The organism is Thermoanaerobacterales bacterium (genome assembly GCA_030019475.1).
Classification (GTDB): domain Bacteria; phylum Bacillota; class Desulfotomaculia; order Desulfotomaculales; family JASEER01; genus JASEER01.
Genome location: JASEER010000007.1, coordinates 36,309 through 61,219 on the forward strand (window position 1 = coordinate 36,309; position 24,911 = coordinate 61,219).

The 24,911-nt window shown below is 65.1% G+C and carries 24 protein-coding genes; all 24 read left to right on the forward strand.

Features of this window, described 5'->3' with window-relative positions; translation table 11 throughout:
- Nucleotide 1 precedes the first annotated feature (1 nt).
- Complete coding sequence (locus QMC81_03170) at nt 2-820, forward strand: histidinol-phosphatase HisJ family protein (GenBank protein ID MDI6906480.1); 819 nt, start codon at nt 2-4, stop codon at nt 818-820.
- A gap of 325 nt (nt 821-1,145) precedes the next feature.
- A complete protein-coding gene (gene mraZ / locus QMC81_03175) occupies nt 1,146-1,583 on the forward strand; it encodes a division/cell wall cluster transcriptional repressor MraZ (GenBank protein ID MDI6906481.1) in 438 nt (145 codons plus the stop codon).
- An 82-nt stretch (nt 1,584-1,665) separates the two neighbouring features.
- The gene (gene rsmH / locus QMC81_03180) at nt 1,666-2,640 is read left to right on the forward strand and encodes a 16S rRNA (cytosine(1402)-N(4))-methyltransferase RsmH (GenBank protein ID MDI6906482.1); all 975 of its coding nucleotides are present in this window, start codon (nt 1,666-1,668) and stop codon (nt 2,638-2,640) included.
- A gap of 8 nt (nt 2,641-2,648) precedes the next feature.
- On the forward strand, nt 2,649-3,179 hold the full coding sequence (locus QMC81_03185; GenBank protein MDI6906483.1) for a cell division protein FtsL: 531 nt from the start codon (nt 2,649-2,651) through the stop codon (nt 3,177-3,179).
- A 134-nt stretch (nt 3,180-3,313) separates the two neighbouring features.
- The gene (locus QMC81_03190) at nt 3,314-5,455 is read left to right on the forward strand and encodes a stage V sporulation protein D (GenBank protein MDI6906484.1); all 2,142 of its coding nucleotides are present in this window, start codon (nt 3,314-3,316) and stop codon (nt 5,453-5,455) included.
- Nucleotides 5,456-5,539: 84 nt separating this feature from the next.
- Nucleotides 5,540-7,015 (forward strand): UDP-N-acetylmuramoyl-L-alanyl-D-glutamate--2,6-diaminopimelate ligase, encoded by a 1,476-nt coding sequence (locus QMC81_03195; GenBank protein ID MDI6906485.1) that lies wholly within the window; start codon nt 5,540-5,542, stop codon nt 7,013-7,015.
- Nucleotides 7,008-8,423 (forward strand): UDP-N-acetylmuramoyl-tripeptide--D-alanyl-D-alanine ligase, encoded by a 1,416-nt coding sequence (gene murF, locus QMC81_03200; GenBank protein MDI6906486.1) that lies wholly within the window; start codon nt 7,008-7,010, stop codon nt 8,421-8,423. Before QMC81_03195 ends, murF begins: the two co-directional genes overlap by 8 nt.
- Complete coding sequence (gene mraY, locus QMC81_03205) at nt 8,420-9,433, forward strand: phospho-N-acetylmuramoyl-pentapeptide-transferase (GenBank protein ID MDI6906487.1); 1,014 nt, start codon at nt 8,420-8,422, stop codon at nt 9,431-9,433. Before murF ends, mraY begins: the two co-directional genes overlap by 4 nt.
- A 101-nt stretch (nt 9,434-9,534) precedes the next feature.
- Nucleotides 9,535-10,902, forward strand: a complete 1,368-nt coding sequence (gene murD / locus QMC81_03210; GenBank protein MDI6906488.1) for a UDP-N-acetylmuramoyl-L-alanine--D-glutamate ligase — start codon at nt 9,535-9,537, stop codon at nt 10,900-10,902.
- A gap of 26 nt (nt 10,903-10,928) precedes the next feature.
- Nucleotides 10,929-12,041, forward strand: coding sequence for a stage V sporulation protein E (gene spoVE, locus QMC81_03215; protein MDI6906489.1), 1,113 nt, complete (start codon nt 10,929-10,931; stop codon nt 12,039-12,041).
- 33 nt (nt 12,042-12,074) lie between these two features.
- Nucleotides 12,075-13,211 (forward strand): undecaprenyldiphospho-muramoylpentapeptide beta-N-acetylglucosaminyltransferase, encoded by a 1,137-nt coding sequence (murG, locus tag QMC81_03220; GenBank protein ID MDI6906490.1) that lies wholly within the window; start codon nt 12,075-12,077, stop codon nt 13,209-13,211.
- A gap of 135 nt (nt 13,212-13,346) precedes the next feature.
- Complete coding sequence (murC, locus tag QMC81_03225; GenBank protein MDI6906491.1) at nt 13,347-14,726, forward strand: UDP-N-acetylmuramate--L-alanine ligase; 1,380 nt, start codon at nt 13,347-13,349, stop codon at nt 14,724-14,726.
- Nucleotides 14,723-15,631: a UDP-N-acetylmuramate dehydrogenase gene (murB, locus tag QMC81_03230; protein ID MDI6906492.1), complete on the forward strand. Its 909-nt coding sequence runs from the start codon at nt 14,723-14,725 to the stop codon at nt 15,629-15,631. The genes murC and murB overlap by 4 nt, the downstream gene beginning before the upstream one ends.
- Nucleotides 15,632-15,665: 34 nt before the next feature.
- A complete protein-coding gene (gene murA, locus QMC81_03235; GenBank protein ID MDI6906493.1) occupies nt 15,666-16,919 on the forward strand; it encodes a UDP-N-acetylglucosamine 1-carboxyvinyltransferase in 1,254 nt (417 codons plus the stop codon).
- 79 nt (nt 16,920-16,998) lie between these two features.
- Nucleotides 16,999-17,703 (forward strand): FtsQ-type POTRA domain-containing protein, encoded by a 705-nt coding sequence (locus QMC81_03240; GenBank protein ID MDI6906494.1) that lies wholly within the window; start codon nt 16,999-17,001, stop codon nt 17,701-17,703.
- Nucleotides 17,678-18,409, forward strand: a complete 732-nt coding sequence (locus QMC81_03245) for a DUF881 domain-containing protein (GenBank protein ID MDI6906495.1) — start codon at nt 17,678-17,680, stop codon at nt 18,407-18,409. Before QMC81_03240 ends, QMC81_03245 begins: the two co-directional genes overlap by 26 nt.
- Before the next feature lie 6 nt (nt 18,410-18,415).
- Entirely contained in the window at nt 18,416-19,144 is a 729-nt protein-coding gene (locus QMC81_03250) for a DUF881 domain-containing protein (protein ID MDI6906496.1), read from the forward strand.
- Between the two features lie 51 nt (nt 19,145-19,195).
- Nucleotides 19,196-19,537 (forward strand): small basic family protein, encoded by a 342-nt coding sequence (locus tag QMC81_03255; protein MDI6906497.1) that lies wholly within the window; start codon nt 19,196-19,198, stop codon nt 19,535-19,537.
- A 94-nt stretch (nt 19,538-19,631) separates the two neighbouring features.
- Nucleotides 19,632-20,684 carry a cell division protein FtsZ gene (gene ftsZ / locus QMC81_03260; protein MDI6906498.1) on the forward strand — a complete coding sequence of 351 codons (1,053 nt, stop codon included), beginning with the start codon at nt 19,632-19,634 and terminating at the stop codon, nt 20,682-20,684.
- 170 nt (nt 20,685-20,854) lie between these two features.
- Nucleotides 20,855-21,799 (forward strand): sigma-E processing peptidase SpoIIGA, encoded by a 945-nt coding sequence (spoIIGA, locus tag QMC81_03265; protein MDI6906499.1) that lies wholly within the window; start codon nt 20,855-20,857, stop codon nt 21,797-21,799.
- An 84-nt stretch (nt 21,800-21,883) separates the two neighbouring features.
- The gene (sigE, locus tag QMC81_03270; GenBank protein ID MDI6906500.1) at nt 21,884-22,576 is read left to right on the forward strand and encodes an RNA polymerase sporulation sigma factor SigE; all 693 of its coding nucleotides are present in this window, start codon (nt 21,884-21,886) and stop codon (nt 22,574-22,576) included.
- A 452-nt stretch (nt 22,577-23,028) separates the two neighbouring features.
- Entirely contained in the window at nt 23,029-23,799 is a 771-nt protein-coding gene (gene sigG, locus QMC81_03275; protein ID MDI6906501.1) for an RNA polymerase sporulation sigma factor SigG, read from the forward strand.
- A gap of 121 nt (nt 23,800-23,920) precedes the next feature.
- A complete protein-coding gene (gene spoIIR / locus QMC81_03280; protein ID MDI6906502.1) occupies nt 23,921-24,502 on the forward strand; it encodes a stage II sporulation protein R in 582 nt (193 codons plus the stop codon).
- Between the two features lie 109 nt (nt 24,503-24,611).
- Complete coding sequence (locus QMC81_03285; protein ID MDI6906503.1) at nt 24,612-24,875, forward strand: YlmC/YmxH family sporulation protein; 264 nt, start codon at nt 24,612-24,614, stop codon at nt 24,873-24,875.
- The last annotated feature ends 36 nt before the right edge of the window (nt 24,876-24,911 follow it).

The following is a 24,911-nucleotide window of genomic DNA, read 5'->3' on the forward strand; positions in this document are numbered from 1 at the left end:
CTTGGCTGCACTGCGCCTGCCCCCGGACTACCACCTGCATACCGGGCGTTGCGGGCACGCCGCCGGCTCCGTGCGGGATTACGCCCTGCGCGCCCGGGAAATGGGTCTTGCGGAGATCGGGTTCGCAGACCACATCTATATGTACTGGCTGCCGCGGGAGGAGAGGGACCCGTCGCTGGCGATGGCCGAGGAGGAGTTGCCGGCCTACGTGGAAGAGGTCTTCTCCGTGCGGCGGGAGTTCCCCGACCTGACCATCCGCCTCGGGATCGAGGCCGACTACATCCCGGGGCGCGAGGAAGAACTGCGCCGCATCCTGGAAGCTCATCCTTTCGACTACGTCATCGGGGCGGTCCATTATATTGACGGGTGGGGCTTCGACAACCCGGACCAGGCGGGCGGCTACGAGGGGCGCGACCCCGATGCGCTTTACCAGGAATACTTCAAACTGGTCCAGAAGGCCGCCCGTTCAGGGCTCTTCGACATCCTGGCGCACCCCGACCTGATCAAGAAGTTCGGCTGCCGCGCTGCGGGGGACCTGACCGGCCTCTACCACGGCACGGCCTGCACCTGCAACGCCTTCAACGTCGCCGTCGAGGTCAACACCGCCGGCCTGCGCGCCCCGGTCGGCGAGATCTATCCCGCCCGCGCCTTCCTGGCGTTCTGCCTGGAGCAGGAGGTCCCCGTCGTCCTGGGTTCCGACGCTCACCACCCCGACCAGGTGGGGGCCGATTTCGACAAGGCGGCGGCTCTGCTCTGTGCGGTCGGCTATCAGGATGTCGCTCTTTTCAACAGCCGGCGACGCAAAACCATCACTTTATAGTTCAAATAATTCAGGTCGATCATTTGCGTGGCCATGGTCACCCGCGCCCTGGGCCTGGTCGTTAACGAAGAACGGAAGATTTACGATATCCTGCGCGAACTGGGGTGGTAGACAGGAACGCCTTTCAAACGCTCAGCCCCCCGAGGACGGCTAATCGCCCGCCGCTTCTCGGGGGGTTTCCTTTTTTGCCTGGGACCTTTTTCCCATTTTAAAAAATTTTTGGCGCTTTCGGAAAACGGGGAAGGATATCCATGCTGGACATCGAAGACTATGTGGTGTAAAGTGGGGGAAAGTGGTGGACCAATCCTGAGGGTGGTGGTGCGGGGTGTTCATCGGCGAGTATCAGCATACCATGGACGCCAAGGGACGCCTCTTCATCCCGGCCCGGCTGCGCGACGGTCTGGGTGACACCGCCGTGGCCACCAAGGGGCTGGACCGCTGCCTGTTCCTGTTCTCCGCCGAGGAGTGGCGGAACATGGAGGGCAAGCTGCGGAAGCTGCCGCTGGCCCGGGCCGACGCCCGCGCCTTCGCGCGGCTTTTCTTTTCCGGCGCCGCCGAACTGGAGATCGACAAGCAGGGCCGCATCCTGCTACCGGCCCACCTGCGCGAGTACGCCGGACTGGAGAAAGACGTCGTGGTCCTCGGGGTCTCGTCCCGCGTGGAGATCTGGGACCGCGAGGAGTGGACCCGTTACTCGAGCGCGGCCGGCGGTTCCTACGAGGAGATCGCGGAGAAGATCGTGGACCTGGACCTGGACCTCTAGAGAGGGGTTTAACGCAGTGAAGCGCTGGAAACGCTGGTGTTAAACCATCCTGGGGGTTGGGAAGGTTAGGGGAGTGTCTCTGGTGGTGCAGGAGGACTTTCGCCATATGCCGGTAATGCTCGGGGACGTACTGGAGGCGCTCAACATCCGGCCGGGAGGCGTGTACGTGGACTGCACCCTGGGCGGGGGCGGGCACGCGGCGGCCATTCTGGAGCGGTTGGAAGGTACGGGGCTCCTGATCGGGCTGGACCGGGACCCGAAGGCCCTGGATGCTGCCGGGCGGCGCCTGGCCCCGTATGCGGGCCGGGTCCGCCTGGTACGGGCCAACTTTAACGAACTGGCGCGGATCGTCAGGGAGCAGGTACTGGCCGGGGTGGACGGGGTGCTGTTCGACCTGGGCGTTTCCTCCCCGCAGGTGGACGAGCCGGAACGCGGCTTCAGTTACCGCGGGGACGCCCCGCTCGATATGCGGATGGATCCCTCGCTGCCCCGGACGGCGGCCGACCTGGTGAACGAACTGCCCGAGGCCGAACTGGCGCGCATCATCCGGGATTACGGCGAAGAGCGCTGGGCGGAACGCATCGCGCGGCGGATCGCAGCGGAGCGCGGCAAGGGTCGCATCGAGACCACGGGGCGGCTGGCCGCGGTTGTCAAGGAAGCGATCCCCGCCGCGGCGCGGCGTACCGGGCCGCACCCGGCGCGGCGCACTTTCCAGGCGCTGCGCATCGCCGTGAACGACGAACTTAGCGCCCTGAGCGCGGCCCTGGTGCAGGCGGTGCAGGTAGTCAATCCGGGAGGACGTATCGTGGTCTTGAGTTACCACTCCCTGGAGGACCGTATCGTCAAAGAATGTTTCCGTGACTTCGCGCGCACCTGTATCTGCCCGCCGGATTTGCCGGTCTGCATGTGCCACCGTAACCCCGTGCTGAAGATTGTCACCGGCCGGCCGCTGGTCCCGTCCGCAGGCGAGGTGGCGCAAAATCCACGTGCCAGGAGCGCCAAACTTCGAGTGGCGGAGAAATTGCCCGCTGTTCTAACGGGCAAAGAGGGTGAATAGGCTTGATAGTGGCGCAGGAAAAGCCAAATTATACCTATGCGGAACAGCCCGTCGCTGCCCCGCCGCCGCGGGAACGCCGCCGGCCCAACGAAGACCGGCGCTGGTGCGGGGCCGTGACGATCCTGCTGCTGGTCTCCCTCGTCCTGGGGGTCGGCGTCAGCTTTTACAGTACGCAGGTCGTGAAGGTGGGGTACAACCTCACGACATTGAAACAGGAAATCGCCCGCCTGGATGCCGAGAACCAGAACCTTGAAGCCGCGCTCGGGCGGCTGGATTCCCTGGAACGGGTAGAGACGGTTGCCACGACCAAGCTGGGAATGGTGGCCCCCTCGGAGCGCAACGTAATGTACGTGGCCCTTAACCCGCCGGTTGACGAGCCCCCGAAGGGGGAGAAGGCCGCCGAACAGGTGAAACCCGGCAATCCCGGTGCCCGCGTGGCGCTGAACACCACCGCCGGGGAGCGGGAACCGGATGGACTGTGGCAGGCCTTCCTGCGCGTCGTATGTCAGAGGGGTACGGCCGGGGCGGGCAACGGCTGAGCCCGGGGTGCGAGCCGGCTGAAAACCTTCTGGAAGACGCAAGTTTCACCGCCCTCCGGTTGGAGCCTGAACGGGCCGGCTGGCGCCTGGGGGCGGTTTTGCAATGATTTTGCCTTGCCGGGAGGGGAGCTGGTATGCCGGCGACCAATATCCTCATCCGTCGACGGACCACCTGGCTGCTCGGGGCCACCCTTGTCATACTGTTCCTGCTGACGTGCCGCCTGGCCTACGTGCAGTTCTTCCAGGGGGAGAAGCTGCGGAGCCAGGCGATTGATATTCGAATGCGGGATATCCCGGTGGAGGCGAAACGCGGGACGATTTTCGACCGCAACGGCCGTGAACTGGTGACCAGCGTTTCCGCCGACTCGATCTATGCCATCCCGGCCCAGGTCAAAGACCAGGACGGGACGGCGGCACGGCTGGCCCCGATTCTGAAGATGGACCGGGCCGACATCGCCAAGCTGCTGAAGACCCGCGCTTCCTCGGTCTACATCAAGCGGCGGGTGGATTTCCAGACGGCGGAAAGAGTAAAGCGGGAGCGGCTGCCGGGCATCGGCCTGGTGGAGGAGAGCAGGCGCGAGTACGGGAAGGAAAGCCTTGCCGCCCATATCCTGGGCTTTGTCGGTGTCGACAACCAGGGCCTCACCGGTATCGAGAAGACGTTCGACAGTGAACTCCGGGGGATCCCGGGGCGGATCGCCGTGGAACGGGACGCCGCCGGCCGGGAGCTGCCGCTTGCCGAACGCAAGTACTTCCCGCCGGTACAAGGCCATAATCTGGTCCTGACGATTGACGAGACCATCCAGTACTTTGTCGAGCGCGAACTGGATAAGATTGTCGATACCTTTCACCCGGCAAGCGCGGTTATAATTGTCATGGACCCGCAGACGGGCGAAATCCTGGGGATGGGCAACCGCCCGACCTACGATCCCAACCAGTGGCGGAATTACCCGCAGCAGGTCTGGGACCGCAACCCGGCCATCTGGTACAACTACGAGCCCGGTTCGACCTTTAAGATCATCACCCTGGCGTCGGCCCTGGAAGAGAAGGCCGTAAGCGAGAAGGACCGCTTCTACGACCCGGGCTACATCAAGGTGGCCGACCGGAACATTCACTGTTGGAAGGGCGGGGGACACGGAAGTCAGAGCCTGTCCGAGGTCGTGCAGAACTCCTGCAACCCCGGGTTCGTGACCATCGGCCTCAACATCGGGATCCCGAACTTCTATAAGTACCTCCGCGCCTTCGGTTTCGGCCAGTTCACCAATCTCGGCCTGCCGGGGGAAGCGAAGGGCATCCTGATCCCCGAGAAGAAGGCCACCAACCTGAACCTGGCGACGATGTCGATCGGGCAGTCGGTGGCCGTGACGCCGATCCAGCTGGTCACCGGCGTCTCGGCGGCGGTCAACGGCGGCCGGCTGATGCAACCGTACCTGGTGAAGTCGGTGACCGACAACCAGGGGCGGGTTATTAAGTCGTTCAAGCCCCGCGAGGTCCGCCGGGTGGTCTCCGACCAGACCTCGCGCCAGCTGCGCGAGTACCTGGAGAACGTGGTGCTCAAGGGGACGGGGGTCAACGCCTACATCGAGGGTTACCGGGTCGGCGGCAAGACCGGTACGGCACAGGTCGTGGGCCCCTCGGGCGGCTATGTCCGCGGGCGTTACGTTTCGTCCTTTGTCGGGTTCGCCCCGGCCGACGACCCGCGGCTCGTGACCCTGGTAATGGTCAGCGAGCCCCAGGGCGGCGTCTATTTCGGAAGTCAGGTGGCGGCACCGTATTTCCGCTCCGTAATGCAGGACGCCCTGCGCTACCTGGGCGTCCCGGAGCAGAAGGGCCTGCCGAAGCCGGAACGGGTCTGGCCCTACGTTGAGCCGCGCGAACTCGCGGAGGTCACGGTGCCGCAGGTCGTGAACCTGCCGGTCGACGAGGCGGTGAAGGACCTGCGCGCGGAGGGCTTGAACTTCCTGCTGCGCGGGCAGGGAGACGTCGTCTACGGACAGGTGCCGCAGGCCGGCGCACGGGTCACCGAGGGGACGACGGTCGTCCTTGATCTCAAGCCCGCCCCGACCGGCAAGGCCAAGGGGGACGTTACCATGCCGGACCTCTCCGGCATGACCATCAAGCAGGCGGGCACGCTGCTGGAGAGCCTGGAACTGCGCATGGAGCCGGTGGGCAGCGGGATCGCCTGGCGACAGTCCGTTCCGCCGGGCAAAAAGGTGGAGCGCGGCACGGCGGTGCGGGTGGAATTCCGGCCGCCGGCGTCAGAAAACGGCCCGTGAGTGGCATATACTACATGCCAATAATGGTTTAATTTGTTTGTCGAGTTTCCTGTCGATACTGATTTCCGTGGGAGGCGTTGGCCTTTGCGCCTTGCCGAATTGATTTCGGTTCTCGGAGTGCTTGAGGCCGGAGGCGACCTGAATATTGAAGCGACGGGCCTGGCCTGCGACTCGCGGCAGGTTGCCCCGGGCCACGTTTTTGTGGCCGTTCCGGGCCACGCCACGGACGGGCATCTCTTTATTCCTCAGGCGTTGGAGCGGGGGGCGGCCGCCCTTGTGGTGGAACGCGTGGAGCCGGAATGGGCGGCGAAAGCGGCGTGGGCGAGGGTCCCGGACGCCCGGCGCGCCCTGGCCGCCGCCGCGGCCTTCTTTTACGGTTACCCTGCGCGGAGCCTTCGCCTGACCGGGGTTACCGGGACCAACGGCAAGACCACCACCACCCACCTGACCCGCGCCGTCTACCGGCAGGCCGGGCTGGCCACGGGCCTGATCGGCACCATCCATACACTGGTCGGGGACACAGTCCTGCCGGCCGAAAGGACCACCCCGGAGTCGTTGGACCTCCAGCGGCTCTGGCGCCGGATGGTTGACTCCGGCGTGACACACGTCGTGATGGAGGTCTCCTCCCACGCCCTGCGGCTGGGCCGCGTCGCACCCGCGGATTTCACGGCCGCCGTCTTTACCAACCTTACGCAGGACCACCTCGACTTTCACCGCGACATGGAAGACTACTTTGCCGCCAAGGCTTTGCTTTTCACCGGGCTCCCGCCGGGGGGGCTGGCGGTCATCAACGCCGACGACCCCTGGGGGCGGCGCCTGGCGGAAATGTGCGGGGAACGGGCGGTCACGTACGGCGTTGAGGGCGGCACGGTACGGGCCGGGGGGGTCGCGGTCGAGGCGCGGGGGGCTTCATTCAGGGTGGCGAGCCCCTGGGGTGGGTTCCCCCTGCGGTTAAAGCTCACCGGCCTGTTCAACGTCTATAATGCCCTGGCCGCGGCAGCGGCGGGCCTGGCCCAGGGGATAGAGGCGGACGCGGTGCGCGCGGGCCTGGAGGCCGTCTCCGGGGTGGCCGGGCGTTTCGAACGGGTGGATGGCGGGCAGGACTTTACGGTTATCGTCGATTACGCCCATACGCCCGACGGGCTGGAGAACGTCTTGCGGGCCGCGCGCCGGGTGACGGAGGGCCGGGTGATCTCCGTTTTCGGGTGCGGCGGCGACCGGGACCAGGGAAAGCGGCCCTTGATGGGCCGGATCAGCGGCGAACTGGCGGACTTCACGATCGTTACCTCGGACAACCCGCGGACCGAGGACCCCCTGGCGATTATCGCCGCCATTGAGGCCGGAACACGGGCCGTTACCGCGCGCTACAGCATCGTCCCGGACCGGCGGGAGGCCATCCGGGCCGCCCTGGAAATGGCGCGGTCCGGGGATATCGTCCTGATTGCCGGCAAGGGCCACGAGGATTACCAGATCATCGGCATGACGAAATGCCCCTTCGACGACCGCCTGGTGGTGCGCGAGGCCCTGGCCGAGATGGGGTATGTGGAAAACAATGCGTAGCTGCACGCTGGGCGAGATTGCGGCCGCCGTGGGCGGCGTTCTGAAACAGGGGGCCCCGGGGCGCGTTGTCTCGCGGGTCGCCACCGACACCAGGGCGCTTTGCGCCGGGAGCCTCTTTTTCGCGCTCCGGGGGGAACGCTTCGACGGGCACGATTTCGCCGGCCGGGCCGCAGAGGCCGGGGCGGCCGGCGTGGTCGTGAGCCGGGAAGTCGAGTTGCCCCCCTCGGCCGCCGTCCTTGTTGTAAAGGATACCCTGGCGGCCCTGCAGGCGCTGGCCGCCTGGAACCGTTCCGCCCTGGACATGCCCATCGTGGCCGTGACCGGGAGCACCGGCAAGACCACGACCAAGGACCTCATCGCCGCCGTGTTGGGCCGCCGCTGGCCCGTGGTGGCCACGAGGGGGAACTTTAACAACGAAATAGGGGTGCCCCTTACGCTGCTCGACCTTGACGAGAACACCGGCGCCGCCGTCGTTGAGATGGGGATGCGCGGCCCGGGCGAGATCGACTTCTTAAGCCGCCTGGTGAAACCGCTGGCGGCCGTGATCACCAACATCGGCGAGGCCCACATCGAACGCCTGGGAACGGTGGAGAACATCGCCCGGGCCAAGGGCGAGGTCCTGGAACACCTGCCGCCGGAGGGCTTCGCCTTGCTGCACGCCGGAAGCCCCTACCTGCGCGGGCAGGCGCGGCGCACGCCGGCCCGGGTGCTCTACTTCGGTGAGGACCCCGGGGCGGATTACGCCCTTACGGCGTACCGCCCCGAGGCGGGGGGCTGCGTTTTTGAAGCTTCCTGCCGGGGACGGCGGCACGCCTTCCGCCTGGCCCTTGCCGGAAAGCACCAGGCGCTAAACGCCCTGGCGGCCGTCGGGACGGGCATGGAACTCGGCCTGGGACCGGCGGAGGTCGCCGAGGGCCTGGCGGAGGCACGGCTTTCCCCTATGCGGCAGGCCGTTGTCCGGGCAGGGGACCTGACCGTCATCAACGATGCCTATAACGCGAACCCGGCCTCAATGAAGGCCGCACTGGGCTTGCTCGGCGAGATGGCCGGCGGCCGACCGCGGGTCGTGGTCCTCGGTGATATGCTGGAACTGGGATCCCGGGCGCTCGGCGGGCACCGGGAGGTCGGCGCGGCCTGCGCGGCGCTCGGGCTTGACCTTCTCGTCACGGTGGGCGAGCGGGCACGGCTTATCGCCGAGGGGGCCCGCGAGGCGGGGATGGATCCCGCGCGGATCGTCTGCTGCACGGCCAACCCGCAGGCCGTGGCCGCTCTCCGTGAACGCCTTTCCGGCCGGGAGATGGTCCTGGTGAAGGGCTCACGTGGGATGCGCATGGAGGAAATCGTGACCGCCCTGGCAGAGACGGACATCGGTCGTCGGACGGCGGGCGACAGGGAGGCCGGGGCATGAAGCTCGTTCTTCCGGCCGCCGGCATCGCCCTGCTGGTGACCCTGGCCCTGGGGCCGCTGGTTATCCCGCTCCTGCGCACCCTTAAGTTCGGCCAGAGGGTCCGGTCGGACGGGCCCCGGCGGCACCTGCAGAAGGCCGGTACTCCGACCATGGGCGGGGTGATGTTTCTCGCCGGGAGCACGGCGGCCGTGGCCGCCGTGCTGTGGCTGGTCCGCGGGACGCCGGCAGCCGCCGGCGCGGGCGACGGCCTGGCGGTGCTCCTGGTGACCCTGGGCTTCGGCCTCGTGGGTTTCCTGGACGACTTCATCAAGATCGCCTTCCGGCGCCCGCTGGGTTTACGGGCCCGGGAAAAGCTTCTTGGACAGGTCCTGGTGAGCGTGGCCCTGGCGGTGGTCGCCGTTTTCGTCCTTGACCGGGGTACCGCCATCACGCTGCCCTTTTCCGGTTTTCTGGTCCCCGGGGGCCTGAGCCTCGATCCCGGGTGGTGGGGTTTCCTGGCCTTTACGGTCCTGGTTCTGCTGGGGACGGCCAACGCCGTCAACCTCACCGACGGCCTCGACGGGCTGGCGTCGGGCGCGACGGTCATCGCCGCCCTGGCTTTCGCCCTGATCGCCCTGGCGGCGGAGAAAACCTGGGTGGCCGTCGTCCTGGGCGCCCTGGCCGGGGGCTGCATGGGATTTCTCTATTACAACCGTTATCCGGCCCGGGTTTTCATGGGCGACACCGGCTCCCTGGCGCTCGGCGGGGGGCTGGCGGCGGCCGCCGTACTGACCCGGAGCGAGCTGTTTTTACTCTTCATCGGCGGGGTCTTCGTCCTGGAGACCCTCTCGGTTATACTACAGGTTATTTCCTACCAGCTGACGGGACGGAGGGTCTTCCGCATGGCGCCTTTGCACCACCACTTCGAGCTTTCCGGCTGGACCGAGGTGCGGGTGGTGGTCACCTTCTGGGTCCTCGGAGCGGTGCTGGCGCTCGCCGGCCTGGCCGGCATGTACCGGTTGGGAGCGTAAATAAGTGGAAACCAAGTAGAAATTTATAGGGGTTATATAACAGGGATTCGCGGCTTACGTAACATTGGTGGTTGTTAAGTAACTTTCTGAGGTGAGCGGATATGCAACTTGAAGGCCGGCGGGTGCTGGTGGTCGGGGCGGGGAAAAGCGGCCTCGCCGCGGCGAATCTCCTGGCGCGGAAGGGAGCGCGCGCGACCTTGAGCGACGCCAAGGGAGCGGATGAACTGGGCGGCCGCCTCTCCGGCCTGGACGACCGGGTAACCCTTGCGTTAGGCTCCTATCCGGACGTGACGCGGGAGGCGTGGGACCTGGTGGTGGTGAGCCCGGGGGTGCCCGCGAACATCCCCCTGCTGGCTCAGGCCTACGCCGCCGGAGTGGAAGTCATCGGGGAAATGGAACTGGCCTGGCGGTTCGCCCGCGCGCCGATGGTGGCCGTTACGGGCACCAACGGCAAGACGACGACGACCGCCCTGGTCGGGGAGATCTTTCGCACCGCGGGACGGCGGACACTGGTCGCGGGGAACATCGGCACCCCTTTATCGGCGGCGGTGGAGGACTTCGGCCCGGAGGACGTAATCGTCCTTGAGGTCTCGAGTTTCCAGCTGGAGGCCGCGCCCACCGTCCGGCCGCACGTGGCCCTGATCCTGAACATCACCCCGGACCACCTGGACCGCCACGGAAACATGACCGCCTACACCGCGGCCAAAGCGCGGATCTTCGCCAATCAGGGGCCGGATGACTGGACGATCCTGAACGCCGACGACCCGCCGACGGCGGCCCTTGCGGCGTCATCGCCGGGACGGGTCATATTCTTCAGCCGCCGACATAGACTGGAGCTAGGCGTTTTTGTCCATCAGGGCCGGATTGTGGTCAACGGGGGAGGGCCGGAAGGCCCGCAGACCGTCTGCCCGGTGAACGCGCTCCGCATTCCCGGCGCCCATAACCTGGAGAACGCGCTGGCTGCGGTGGGAGCCGCATGGGCGATGGACGTCCCTGTCGAGACCGTAGCCCGGGCCCTGCAAGCCTTTCAAGGAGTGCCGCACCGGCTGGAGTTGGTAGGTGTCGTCTCCGGCGTAAGGTTTATAAACGACTCCAAGGGCACCAACCCCGACGCGTCCATCAAAGCCCTGGAAGCCTTTACGGATCCGATCGTGCTCATCGCCGGGGGGCGTAACAAAGGCAACGACTTTCGGCCCTTCGCCGCCCGCTTCAGGGACAAGGTGCGGGCCCTGGTCGTGCTTGGGGAGGCCGCGGACGAGATCGCCCGCGCCGCGGCCGAAGCCGGGTTGCGGGAGATCAGGTCCGCTCCCGACCTGCCGTCGGCCGTGCGTGCTGCCGCGGAACTGGCGCGGCCCGGGGACATAGTGCTGCTCTCGCCGGCCTGTGCCAGTTGGGACATGTTCAGGAACTACGAGGAGAGGGGCGACCTGTTCCGGCGGGCTGTAACGGAGATGGCGGAAGGCTCGTGAACCGGTAGGGAGGAGGAGACGGGCGGATGCCGCTGGTGCCACCGAAGAAGGGGCCCCCTGATTTTCTGCTCTTTATCACGGTGTTGATGCTCCTGGCGGTCGGCGTGATTATGGTCCTGAGCGCCAGCGAGTATGCCACGCTGGTCAACTACCGGGACAGTTTCTACTTCTTTAAGCGGCAACTGGCCTGGGCATTGCTGGGACTGGGTGCGATGTGGTTCACAATGCGGGTGGACTACTGGAAGTGGCGCCAGTGGGCCGGGTGGCTCATTATCGGGTCTTTCGTCCTACTGATCCTCGTGCTTATTCCGGGAATAGGCGTCGAGGCCTACGGCGCGCGGCGGTGGCTGGGTTTCGGCTCATTCACCGTCCAGCCCTCGGAGCTGGCCAAGTTCTGCGTCATCATCTTCTGCGCCTTCGGCCTGGCGCGGCAGAGACACTACATCGCGAATTTCCGCCGCGGCGTCCTGCCCTTCCTGGCCGTGGGCGGGCTGGCGTCCCTGCTGATCGTGGTGCAGCCGGACCTTGGTACGGCGATCACCATGGCCGGGACGGTGTTCATCATGCTTTTCGCCGCCGGTGCCTCCTTGCGTGCCCTGGGCGGCCTGGCGGGACTTGGTGTAGCCGGAATCGCGCTGGCGATCTACCTGGAACCGTACCGCATGCGGCGGCTCACCTCGTTCCTGGACCCCTGGAAGGACGCCCAGGATACCGGTTTCCAGATCATCCAGTCCCTTTACGCCCTGGGGTCCGGGGGCCTTTTCGGCGCGGGCCTGGGGCAGGGCAAACAGAAGTTCCTTTACCTGCCGGCGCAGCATACGGATTTCATCTTCGCCGTCATCGGGGAGGAACTGGGTTTTGTCGGGTGTTCCCTGGTCATTATTCTCTTCGCGCTCTTTGTCTGGCGCGGGCTGCGCGTCGCGGTGGCCGCTCCCGACGCCTTCTCCAGCCTGCTGGCGACGGGCGTGACGGCCGGCATCGCCCTGCAGGCCATCATCAACATCGGCGTGGTTACGGGAAGTATGCCGGTCACCGGCATTACCTTGCCGTTCATCAGTTTCGGTGGGACTTCGTTGCTGTTCACAATGGCGGGGGTAGGAGTCCTGCTGAACATCTCGAAGTATGCCCAGGCCAGGTAGGATGCTAACGAAGGGTGGAAATTCCCGTTGCGCGTGATCATCGCCGGAGGCGGCACAGGGGGTCACATCTACCCGGCCCTGGCCATTGCGGGGGGCCTCAGACAGCGCCATCCGGAGGCCGAGATCCTCTACGTCGGCACGAGCCGCGGAATGGAAGCCGATCTCGTGCCGCGCGCCGGGTTTCCATTCACCACCATCCCGGTGGCCGGGCTGAAACGCCGGCTCTCGCCGTCCAACATCATGGCCTTGTGGCAGGCGGGACAGGGGTTCCTGGCCTCACGGGCCATACTGCGCGATTTCGCGCCGCAGGTGGTGGTAGGCACGGGGGGTTACGTTTGCGGGCCGGTCATTCTCGCGGCGGCCCTCTCCCGGGTCCCCACTCTGATCCATGAGCAGAACGCCCTGCCGGGCCTGACCAACCGCCTGCTCTCCCGCTTCGCCACGAAGACGGCCCTGACCTTCATCGAGGCCCGCCGCCACCTCCCGCCGGGGGCGCGGGTCATCCTCACCGGGCTGCCGGTACGGCCGGAGATCCTGGGGGCGCGGCGGGACGAGGCGCGTGCCGCTCTGGGCGCGGCGGCGGGGGAGTTCGTGCTCGTCTCCTTCGGGGGGAGCCTCGGCGCGCAGAGTATCAACAGCGCCTACCGGGATGTAGTGCGCGCGTTTGCGGGGCGAAAGGGTTTTCGCCTGTTTCATGCCACCGGGGAACAGGGCTATTCGGCTTTCATTGAAGACCTGCACGCGACGGGGCTGGACCCGGACTCGTTGCCGAACGTGACCGTCGCCCCCTACTTCCATGCCATCGCAGGGCTCCTGGCGGCCGCCGACCTCGTAATCTGCCGCGCGGGGGCTTCTACGATCGCCGAGCTTACGGTGCTGGGACTACCCAGCATCTTGATTCCGTATCCTTACGCCACGGGCAACCATCAGGAATACAATGCCCGGGCCCTGGAACGGCGGGGAGCGGCCGTCGTGATCCGGGACGCCGATCTGGATGGGGCGGCGCTGGTATCGATGATCACCTCCCTGGCGCGGGCCGACGAGGAACGGCGGGCGGCCATGGCCGCCGCCGCCCGTGCGCTGGGCAAACCGCGGGCGTTGGAAAACCTTCTCGACGCCATCGACCGCCTGGCCCGATCCTCCCGGGACAAGGGTCGTGGTTGTCAGTAGATCGGCTTGGGCGTTATACTTATACCGGTTCATAAGCATTGGGCACGGATGGACAAGTCCCGTCACCCTTTGCCACGGGCCCTGCATAGTATGACAGCACAGGAGCAGGCCCCCGATCAGGAAGGAGAGAGGTCAGTGCCATTGATTCCCCAGCGCGTGCATTTTGTCGGTATCGGTGGGGTGGGGATGAGTGCCATCGCCAGGGTCCTCCTGGACTTTGGAACGAAGGTCAGCGGCTCGGACCTGAAGAAGTCTCCGACTACGGATCGCCTGCAGGCTCTGGGGGCCCGGGTTTATTACGGGCACGCTCCGGAAAACCTCGGTGAGGCTGAACTGGTGGTGATCTCCGCTGCCGTACGGCCTGACAACCCCGAGGTGGTAGCCGCGCGGCGAAGAGGCCTGCCCGTGGTGCCGCGGGCCGAGATGCTGGCCCGCCTGATGCGTCGGCAGAGGGGCATCGCCATCGCCGGGGCCCACGGGAAGACGACCACCACGGCGATGGTGGCCCATCTCCTTTTACGCACCGGCTTTGACCCTACGATCCTTATCGGGGGCGACTCCAGGGACCTCGGGGAGAACGCCCGTACGGGACGGGGTGAGTATCTGGTCGCCGAGGCTGACGAGTCCGACGGCTCCTTTCTGCTGCTGAACCCCGAAATCATCGTCGTCACCAACGTCGAGAACGACCACCTGGATTATTACCAGACCGTCGAGAACATCGAGCGAACCTTCAGCGCCTTCATCGGACGAGTGCCGTCACACGGACTGGCCGTCCTGTGCCACGACGACCCGTTCCTGCGCCGCCTGGCGCTGGAACTGAGGGTTCCCGTCCTGACCTATGGCACCAGCCCCGATGCCGACTACGTCCTCGCCGCTCCGCGGGTGAACGGGGTGGGGACATGGGCGGAAGTCTACTACGGTGCCCGGCACTTGGGGCGCCTGGAGCTTCTGGTACCGGGCATGCATAACCTGAAGAACGCCCTGGCGGCTACCGCCGTGGGGCTTCATCTGGGCCTGGAGTTTGCCGAGATCGCGCAGGTATTGGCCTCTTTCCATGGGGTCAAGCGCCGCTTTGAGTTGATCGGCGAAGCGCAGGGGGTACGCATCGTGGACGATTACGCCCACCATCCGACCGAAATCGCCGCCACCCTGGCGGCGGCCCGCCATGCCGTGGGGGGGGGACGGGTGATAGCCGTCTTCCAGCCCCACCGCTACAGCAGGACGCTTTTCCTGCACGAGGACTTCGGGCGGGCCTTCGGCGCCGCCGACCTCGTCTTCCTGAACGGGATCTACGGTGCGGGCGAGGCCCCGATCAAGGGCGTTTCGGCCGCCATGATCGCCGATGCCGTCGGACGGCATCGTGACGCCGTCCCTCCGCTTTACGAATCGCGCGAGGAACTGGTCGAGAAAGTGGCGGGCGTGGTGCGCAAGGGGGATCTGGTCCTGACGATGGGCGCGGGTGATATCTGGAAGGCCGGCGTGGCGCTATTGGAAAAGCTGGGGGGGAAAAGGTGAAGGATCTGGCGGCGTACCTCGCCCGGCGCCTGTCCGGCGAGGTGCGCGTTGATGAGCCGATGGCCCGCCATACCACCTGGCGGATCGGCGGCCCGGCCGACCTGTTTATCGAACCCGCCGGGGTGGAGGAACTGGCCTTTGTCCTGCGTTACCTGCGGGAGCAAGGGGTGCCGACGGCGGTCATCGGCAACGGCTCGAACCTGCTGGTCGCCGACTCCGGCGTGTGCGGGGCGGTGGTCAAGCTGGGGACACGGATGGGGCGCATCGAAGTGGAAGGGACGCGCATCCGGGCCGAGGCCGGGGCGCGCCTCGCGCGGGTGGCGGGCGCGGCGATGCGCGTCGGCTTGAGCGGCTTTGAGTTCACCACCGGTATTCCCGCTTCGGTGGGCGGAGCGATAATGATGAACGCCGGGGCGCATGACCGGTCCATGGCCGACGTTGTCGGGCGGGTGACGGTTCTGGATACCGCCGGACGCCTGATGACGCGCACGGCGCAGGAGTGCGGCTTCGGGTACCGGCAGACGGTGTTGCAGCGCGAAGGCCTTATCGTGGTCGAGGCCGCATTACGCGGTACGCCGCGGAACCCGGCCGAGATCCGGGAGGAGATGGGGGAGCTTCTCCGCCGCCGCCGTTGTGTGCAGCCGCTGGAATACCCGAGCGCAGGCAGTGTCTTCAAGAACCCGCCCGGGGACGCGGCGGGCCGCCTGATCGACCGGGCGGGGGGTAAGGGCCTGCGCGTCGGGGACGCCGAGGTTTCCATACGCCATGCGAACTTCATCGTCAATCTTGGCTCGGCGAAGGCGCGGGACGTACGGGAGCTGATCGCGCGCGTCCGGGAATTGGTGGCGGCGCGCTTTGGGATTACTCTGGAACTGGAGGTGAAGCTTCTCGGGGAGGATCCGTAGAAGACCGCATGACTTTTTGCGGGCGGGGTGAAAGATGGACCGGATCATTATCAAGGGCGGCCGCCCTCTCATGGGGGCGGTGCGGGTAAGCGGCGCGAAGAACGCCGTACTTCCGATTATCGCGGCGACTCTGTTGTGTCAAGGGGAATGTGTGATCCAGGATGTGCCGAGGTTGAAGGACGTGCAGGTTATGCTCGCCGTCCTGGAACACCTCGGCGCAACAGTTTCATGGGAAGGGGACGTGCTGCGCGTCGACACCTCGGTTATCAACTCCAATGAGGTTTCGGAGGAGCTGATGCGCGAGATGCGGGCCTCGAACCTGTTCCTGGGGCCGCTTCTCGGGCGCTTCGGGCGGGCGCGCATTTCCCATCCCGGGGGCTGCAACATCGGTTCCCGGCCTATGGATCTGCACCTTAAAGGGATACAGATCCTGGGGGCGCGGATCTTGGACCACCACGGGTATATCACGGCGGAGGCGCCGGACCTTGTGGGCCGGGATGTTCATCTGGACTTCCCCAGCGTGGGGGCGACGGAGAACATCATGATGGCCGCCGTTTTCGCCCAGGGGACGACGCTGATCCATAACGCCGCGAAGGAGCCGGAGATCGTCGACCTGCAGAACTTCCTCAACAACGCCGGGGCCTCGATCAAGGGGGCCGGTACCGGTACCATCCGCATCGAGGGCATGGCGCGCCTCGGCAACTGCCGGCACCAGGTCATACCGGACCGTATTGAGGCGGGGACCCACCTGGTGGCGGGCGCCATCACCGGCGGCGACGTCACGGTGACCAACGTGATTCCAGAACACGTCGAGCCGGTGATCGCCAAGCTGCGCGAGGCCGGGGTCGAGGTGACCGTGAAAGATGACTCGGTACGCGTGCGCGCCCGTGGACGGACCCAGGCGGTGGACATCAAGACAATGCCCTACCCCGGGTTCCCAACCGATATGCAGGCGCCTTTTCTGGCCTTTCTCTGTCTTTGCGAGGGCACCAGCGTGGTCCACGAGACCATCTTCGAAGACCGGTTCAAGCACGTGCCGGAGCTTCGGCGGATGGGCGCCTCGGTGAAGATCGAGGGGCAGACGGCGATCGTCCGCGGTATGGCCTACCTGGGGGGCGCGACGGTTCAGGCCACCGACCTCCGGGCGGGGGCGGCCCTGGTTCTGGCCGGGCTGGCCGCCGAAAACACGACGGTGATCGAACAGCCCCTGCACATCGACCGGGGATATGACGACCTGGTGGGTAAATACCAGAAACTGGGTGCTATGATTACCAGGGAGCGGGACTAACCCCGCCGTTTTTTGCTTTGCTCTTGGACAGGCCCCCTGGGCCGGCGTTATAATTAATTGGTCAGGGAGGGGTACCCGCGTGGCGGAACGTCGCTTTAACTGGTGGGAAAGTGTTTTTTTCGCGGCGCTGGTCCTGGTGGCCGCCTTCATCCTCATCCGTTCCTCCCTGTTCGAGGTGCGCCAGGTTACCGTCCGGGGCAACGTCCTCCTCCCGGCGCGCCAGGTCGTGGAGGCCAGCGGGATCGCCCTGGGCACCAACATCTTCCGCGTGCAGCTTGCCGAGGCACAGGCCAGGCTCAAGGGCCTGGCCCTTGTCAAGGAAGCGCGTTTGAGCCGCGACCTGCCGGGCACGGTTGTTATCGAAATCACCGAGCGCCGGCCGGTAGCGCTGATAAACATCCGGGGCCGTTATTGGAGCGTGGCCGAGGACGGGGTACCCCTGCGCGAGGAGTCGCTGGGCGCCCGCGACTTGCCCCTGATTACCGGGGTCGCTCCCGAAGGCCCCGGTCTCGGCCGGGTACTGAGGATCGTCGCCGCTTTTCCCGGCCAAGCCGTGGCGGAACTCTCGGAAATCCACGTGCGGCCCGACCGGTGCCTGGTCGCTTACACCCTGGAAGGTATTGAGGTGCACCTGGGGACGGCAGAAAAGCCGTGGGCGCAGGGTTCTATGTTATTGAGTATCCTTCACGCGGTACGGCGTGACGGCCGCCCGGTGACCTATATAGACTTGTCGGACCCGGAGAAGGCGGTGGTGATGTATGCTGAAAACGGCCTGGATGGCTAACATCAAGAGCGTCCAGTGGGGCGTGGTCCTGGTCGCCTTGACTCTGGGGGTAATGCTCTCGCTCCAGTTTCGTTTCGCCGACGAGAGTTCACGCACTTTAACCATTCAGCGAGTCCAACAGCTGAAGGCCGAACTGGACCGGGAGACGGCGGAGCGTGACCGCCTGCAGGCGCGTCTCGAGGACCTGCGCCGGCAGCTGGACCAGGTCACGGCCAACCCCGCGCTCAGCCGGTTACGCGGCGAGCTGGACACCCTGGGGATCCAGGCAGGGGTAGCGGCCGTTGCCGGACCGGGGGTGGAAGTGACCTTGAACGACAGTGAGGCCCCTCTCCAGCCGGGGCAGGACCCTAACTTCTACGTCCTGCACGACGAGGACCTCCTGAAGGTCATCAACGAACTCCGGGCCGCGGGAGCGGAGGCGCTGGCGATCAACGGCGAGCGTATCCTGGCCACCACCGAGATCCGCTGCAACGGCCCGGTGGTCATCGTCAACAGGACCAGGCACCTGGCGGCCCCGTTCGTCGTGTCCGCCATCGGTGATCCGGATACGCTGGTGTCAGCCCTGAAGATGAAGGGCGGGGTCCTCGATATCCTTGGTTTCTGGGGCATCAAGTCCACGGTGAAGAAGGTCTCCCGCGTCCAAATCCCGGCCTATTCGGGCGCCGTCAGCCTGCAGTACGCGCGTCCCAAGGGAGGGGAGGGCTAAGGCGCCATGGCCAGCAAGTATTCGATCGGCGTTGTGGCCCTTCTCCTGGGGCTGATGATGGCCTTTCAGTTCCGTACCAGCGCGCTGCCGCCGGCCACCGTCTCGGCCGACCGGGTCCAGGGCCTGACCATGGAACTGAAGGACCTGACGGCGGAACGGATGAGCATCGAGGCCGAGATTCGCGACCTGGAAAGCCGGCTGTCGGCGGCGCGGAAGGGCAACGACGAGTTGGAAGTGGCCCTGCGCAAGGAGATCGAGCGTACCAAGGTGATGGCCGGTGTTACGCCGGTGGAGGGCCCGGGCATCGAGGTCATCCTGCGCAACCCTCCGCCCACGGATGGGACGTTGGGCGGTGGCGGTGATCATCTGTTCACGGTACGCGACGAGGATCTGCTGCGCGCCGCCAACGAACTGCGGGCGGCCGGAGCCGAGGCCCTGGCGATCAACGGCCAGCGCCTGACCGGATCCTCGGAGATCAGGCTGGCGGGGGCCTTCATCAACGTCAACATGAACCGTATCACGCCCCCTTACAGGATCCAGGCTATCGGCGACCCGGAGGCCCTCCGTGCCGCCCTGGAGATGACCGACGGCCTGGCCGCGGCGTTGCGCGAATGGGGCGTGGATGTGGAGATCAAGACCCATCCACATATTGAAATCCCGGGCTATCAGGGCCCCAGCACACTTCTCTTCGCGCAGCCCGTGAGGGGGCAGTCTGCGAAAACGGAAGGGTCCTAAACAAAGAAAGCCGGGTTGTCCGGCCTTTGCGGGAAGAGGAGGAACCGAAGAATGTGGCTGTCGATCTGGTTGGCCGTCATCGGGCTTATCGCCGGCGTGGGTATCGGCCTTAATCTGCCGTTGTTCTTGCCCCAGGCCTACTCGAAGTATCTCGGTATCGCCATCCTGGCCGGCCTGGACTCGGTGTTCGGAGGCATCCGCGCCGCCCAGGACGACCGCTTCGATAATGTCATTTTCCTCTCCGGTTTTGTGGGCAACGCCCTGGTGGCCGGGTTGCTGGTGTTTATCGGGGACCGGTTGGCCGTCGACCTCTACCTGGCCGCCATCGTCGCTTTTGGGGTTCGCCTCTTCCAGAACCTGGCGCTGATCCGGCGGCACCTGTTTCACAAATAAAATAAATTTCCCGCGCCGTTAAAGGAATAGCGGTCGCAGTGTTGAATCTTCCTGCTATAGCTGGAAGTGGCACAAACCCCGAAGGAGGAGCGGGATGATCGACCTTGAACTGGAACCCACCGGCGTGGCGAACATTAAGGTTATCGGAGTCGGCGGAGGGGGCAATAACGCGGTCAACCGCATGATCAGCGCCGGGCTGAGGGGCGTGGAGTTTATCGCCATCAACACCGATGCCCAGGCCCTGACCATGTCGTTGAGCAGCCAGAAGGTGCAGATCGGCGCCAAGCTGACCAAGGGGCTCGGCGCCGGGGGAAACCCGGAAATCGGGCAGAAGGCGGCGGAGGAAAGCCGGGACGAGATCGTTGAGTGCCTGAAGGGAGCCGACATGGTCTTCGTCACCGCCGGCATGGGCGGCGGCACCGGAACCGGGGCGGCGCCGGTGGTGGCCGAGATCGCCCGCGAGCAGGGCGCCCTGACGGTGGGGGTGGTCACCAGGCCCTTTACCTTCGAGGGACGGAAGCGCTACTCCCAGGCCAATACCGGCATTGAAAACCTCCGGACCCGCGTTGACACCCTGATCACCATCCCCAACGACAAGCTGCTGCAGGTCATCGATAAGAACACCTCCATCATCGAAGCCTTCCGTATCGCGGACGACGTCTTGCGCCAGGGCGTGCAGGGGATCTCCGACCTGATCGCCGTCCCCGGCCTCATCAACCTGGATTTTGCCGATGTGAAGACGATCATGCGGGAAACCGGCTCGGCCCTGATGGGCATCGGGACGGCCAGCGGGGAGACCCGGGCGGTAGACGCGGCGCGCCTCGCCATTTCCAGCCCGCTGCTGGAGACCTCGATTGAGGGAGCGCGGGGAGTTCTACTGAACATCACCGGCGGTTCTTCGCTGGGCCTCTTCGAGGTGAACGAGGCTGCGGAGATCATCGCCCAGGCCGTGGACCCGGATGCCAACATCATCTTCGGCGCGGTGATTGACGAGACCCTGAACGACGAGGTGCGTGTAACCGTCATTGCCACCGGTTTCGAGGCGCCGGTCGAGCGCGTCTCCAGGGATGAGATGGAGATCAAGCCGGTGGCGCGGCCCGGCGTGCAGGATATCGAAATACCGGTTTTCCTGCGCCGCCGCCGTTAGGCGAAAGGGAAAGCGCAAAATTAGGCCGTAAAAGGTTTTCTGCACCGGACAAGGGACGACACAGGATTCTTACCCCGGTCTTCTATAATGGAAGCCGGGGTATTTCATTTCCGTCATAGCTGTCCAGGGATGGCTCATATATATTTGGTAGCGGACTGGGGGCGAGGGGGATGACCTATACCGTCTACCTGGACGAGGTGCTGGCCGGAAACCTGGTGATGAACTTCGCCATCCTCTGGGTGACCGCCCGTTTCAGCCGGTGCCCCGCCCCCCTATGGCGCCTGGCCGCCGCGGCGGCCCTCGGGGCGCTTTACGTCATGGCAATCTTCCTTTGCCCGGTGCCGCTGGCCGCCGGGCTGCCGGCGAAACTCGCCCTGTCGGTGGTCATGCTCCTTGTCGCCTTCGGCTTCCCCCCGTGGCGGACCCTGGGAGGGATCCTGGTCCTGTTCTATCTTTGCTCCTTCGGCCTGGGGGGCCTGGTCTTCGGCTTGAGTTTCCTGCTTGGGGGCGGCCCCGGGGATCCCAGTCAGCTGTTTGCTATGCCGCAGCACTTTTTCTGGCCGGCGGTTGCCATCTCCCTTCTCATAGCCTGGGGCGTTGGGCAGGCGGGCCGGACCTTCTTGCGGCGCCGGCAACTGAAGGGCCTGTTCCACCTGCCGGTGACGATCACCCTGTACGGGCGGCGCCTGCGCCTGGAAGCGTTGCTGGACACCGGCAACCAGCTGGCGGACCCTCTGTCGCATGCGCCGGTGATCGTCGTGGAATACGAGGCCGTACGCAAGCTCCTGCCTGAAGCGGTCCAACGGCTCCTTTCCCGGGCCGACGGGCGGGACCCCGACTATGCAGCCATTCTGGAGTCCCTGCGGGATACACGCTGGGCGACAAGGTTCCGCCTGATCCCGTTTTCTTCGCTCGGGCGCGCCCACGGGCTGCTGCTCGGCTTTCGGCCGGACGAGGTCGAGGTTGTTTTCGGGAGGGAAAGGCTCAAGATACGCGACGTGATCGTGGCCATCTACCAGAGGCGCCTCAGCCCGGAGGCGGGATACCGGGCGCTCTTGAACCCCAGGCTTCTGGAAACAGGGGCGGGCATACCCTTTCAACTGGCGCCCAATTAGGGGACCGGGCACACAGGACCTTGCGGGGGGAGGAGGGACGATGCGTTGTCGCTGATTACGGGCGTCCGCCGGTTTGGGGAGCGGATCCTGCTCCGGCTTCGTCTGTGGTGGCGGCGGAGGCAAGGGGAGGTACACTACGTCGGGTCCAGCGAGACCCTGCCCCCGCCCCTCTCGGTGGACGAGGAGATTGGGCTGATCAGCCGTCTCGAGGCCGGGGACAGCGCCGTGCGCACCGTCCTCATCGAGCGCAACCTGCGCCTGGTGGTCTACATCGCGAGAAAGTTTGAAAACACCGGGGTGGGGATCGAGGACCTGGTGTCGATCGGGAGCATCGGGCTCATCAAGGCGGTTAATACCTTTGACCCCTCGAAGCGGATCAAGCTGGCCACTTACGCCTCCCGCTGCATCGAGAACGAAATCCTGATGCACCTGCGCCGCAACGCTCGGACGCGGAGCGAGATCTCCTTCGAGGAGCCCCTGAACGTCGACTGGGACGGCAACGAACTCCTGCTCTCCGACGTCCTGGGCACCGAAGGGGACATTATCTACAAGAACCTGGAGGATGAAGTGGACCGTAAGCTCCTGCGCCTGGCGCTGCAGAAGCTTTCGGGGCGGGAGCGGATGATCATGGAGCTGCGCTTCGGGCTGGCCGGGGACGGCGTGGAAAAAACGCAGAAGGAGGTCGCGGACCTGCTAGGCATTTCTCAGTCTTACATCTCCCGGCTCGAGAAGCGGATCATCAAGCGCCTGCGCAAAGAGATCAGCCGGCTGGGATAAGGGGAAGTGGGAAGTGGGAAGTGGGATGCTTGAAGGAATTCGCTTCGCCAATCCCCATCAAGTCTGATGATTGACGACCGTTATGCACGCCAGAACCGGGTGTAGCAGAAGAGGTGAGGGGCAGAGGAATCCCCCTCCGCTTCCAGTCCAGCACTCAACTTTATACTTTGGTTGAATTGCAAACCTAAGTACAGACGGCTTTCCTAAGGCAGTAAGTTGAGTGCTGGAAGCCGAGTCGGGGGAATCCCCTGCCCCTCCCCCCATACCACCTCTTATATCCCACATGTGTTCTCACCTCTCACCTCTCACATCCCACATCCCACATCTCACATCATAGCTGACTGGCGCTTTCCGGCGGGAAAGCGCTTTTTTGTTTGGCCATGGCCGCGTATAGCCCCAGATGGGCGGGGCAATAATGAGTAACGCATAAAGCATAGGGGAGGCCGTGGCCTGTGGTCAACAAGGTGGAGATCTGCGGTGTCAACACCTCCAAGCTTCCCGTCCTCACCTCCGCCCAGATGCGCGAACTCTTCGTAGCGATGCACAACGGTGACCCCTCCGCCCGGACTAAGCTCGTTAACGGTAACCTCCGCCTGGTTCTCAGCGTTATCCAGCGCTTCACCAACCGCGGCGAGTTCGTCGACGACCTCTTCCAGGTGGGCTGCATCGGCCTGATAAAGGCCATCGATAACTTCGACCTCTCCCAGAACGTCAAGTTCTCCACTTACGCCGTGCCGATGATCATCGGCGAGATCCGGCGGTACCTCCGCGACAACAACCCGATCCGCGTCTCCCGCTCCCTCCGGGACGTCGCCTACAAGGCGCTCCAGGTGCGGGACAGCCTGGCCAACCGTTTCTCCCGGGAACCCTCGGTGACCGAGATCGCCCAGGAACTGAAGATCCCCCGGGAGGAGATCGTGTTCGCCCTGGACGCCATCCAGGAGCCGGTTTCCCTTTTTGAACCGATCTACCACGACGGCGGGGACCCGATCTTCGTGATGGACCAGATCTCGGACGAGAAGAACCACGACAGCACGTGGCTGGAGGGGATCGCCATCCGGGACGCGCTGGACAAGCTGAGCGACCGGGAAAGGCTGATCCTCACCCTGCGCTTCTTCGAGGGCAAAACGCAGATGGAGGTGGCGGAGGAGATCGGAATCTCCCAGGCGCAGGTATCCCGCCTCGAGAAGGCCGCCTTGAACCATATGCGTAAGTACGTATAAGCGCCGTGAAAAGCGTCGCCTGGTATCCGGGATGTGAGATGCGGGATGTTTTGCCGCCCGCATAACCGGCCATACTATCAGATGAACCGACATTCATCAACTATTTGCGGAGGAAAGACCGATGCGCTGTCCGAGAGTAGTGGCCTGCACGGTGGCCGCCGCCCTGATCCTGACCGGTGCCGCCTTCTGGCACTGGGCGGGACAGGCGGTACGGGCCTACAACCCCGAGAACCTGATCCGGTTTCACGTAATAGCCAGCAGCGATACCGAGGAGGACCAGGAACTGAAGCTCAAGGTCCGGGATGCCGTGGTCGGGGAAATGGCCCCCCGCCTAAAAGGAGTGCAAGACGTAACCGAAGCGCGCGAACGGGTACGCGAGAACCTCGACCGTATCCAGGAAGTGGCGGCCCGGACGGTAAAGGCGTCCGGGAAGGATTACCCGGTTCGTGTCTACTACGGGCACTTCGATTTCCCGGAGAAGGAATACGGCTCTCTGAAGGTCCCCGCGGGCAATTACGAGGCGGTGCGGGTAGTCATCGGCGACGGCCAAGGGCGGAACTGGTGGTGCATTCTCTTCCCGCCGCTCTGTTTCGTCAGTGCCAAGGAGGACGCCGTCCCGGCCGCGGCGTCGCCCCTGCCGCCGGTGGAGATCCGGTGGCGCCTGAAGGTCGTGGAGTTATGGGAGCAATACGTAAAGCTATAAACTTAAACGCAGACCTTAAGAACGCCGCTCCGGGAAGGGGCGGCGATTTTCATGCCCGGGGGTGTTGGCTGCTCCGTATCACGCATATAGATATGGCGAGGTGATCCTCATGGTAAAAATGTCTGACCTGCGGATGCGGGAAGTGGTCAATGTCCACGACGGCCGTCGCCTGGGGCTGATCAAGGATGTCGACATCGACCTCGAGACCGGACGGATCACGGCCCTGATCCTGCCCGGCGCATCGCGCCTGATGGGCTTTTTCGGGCGGGAAGAAGAAGTGGTTGTTCCCTGGGAGAAAATCGTCCGGATCGGGGTTGACGTGATCCTGGTGGAGGCACCCAACTTCACGGAGGCCCGGTACCCAAGACGATAAACCCCCGCATTCTTCGCGTCATTCCCGGAAGGCCCT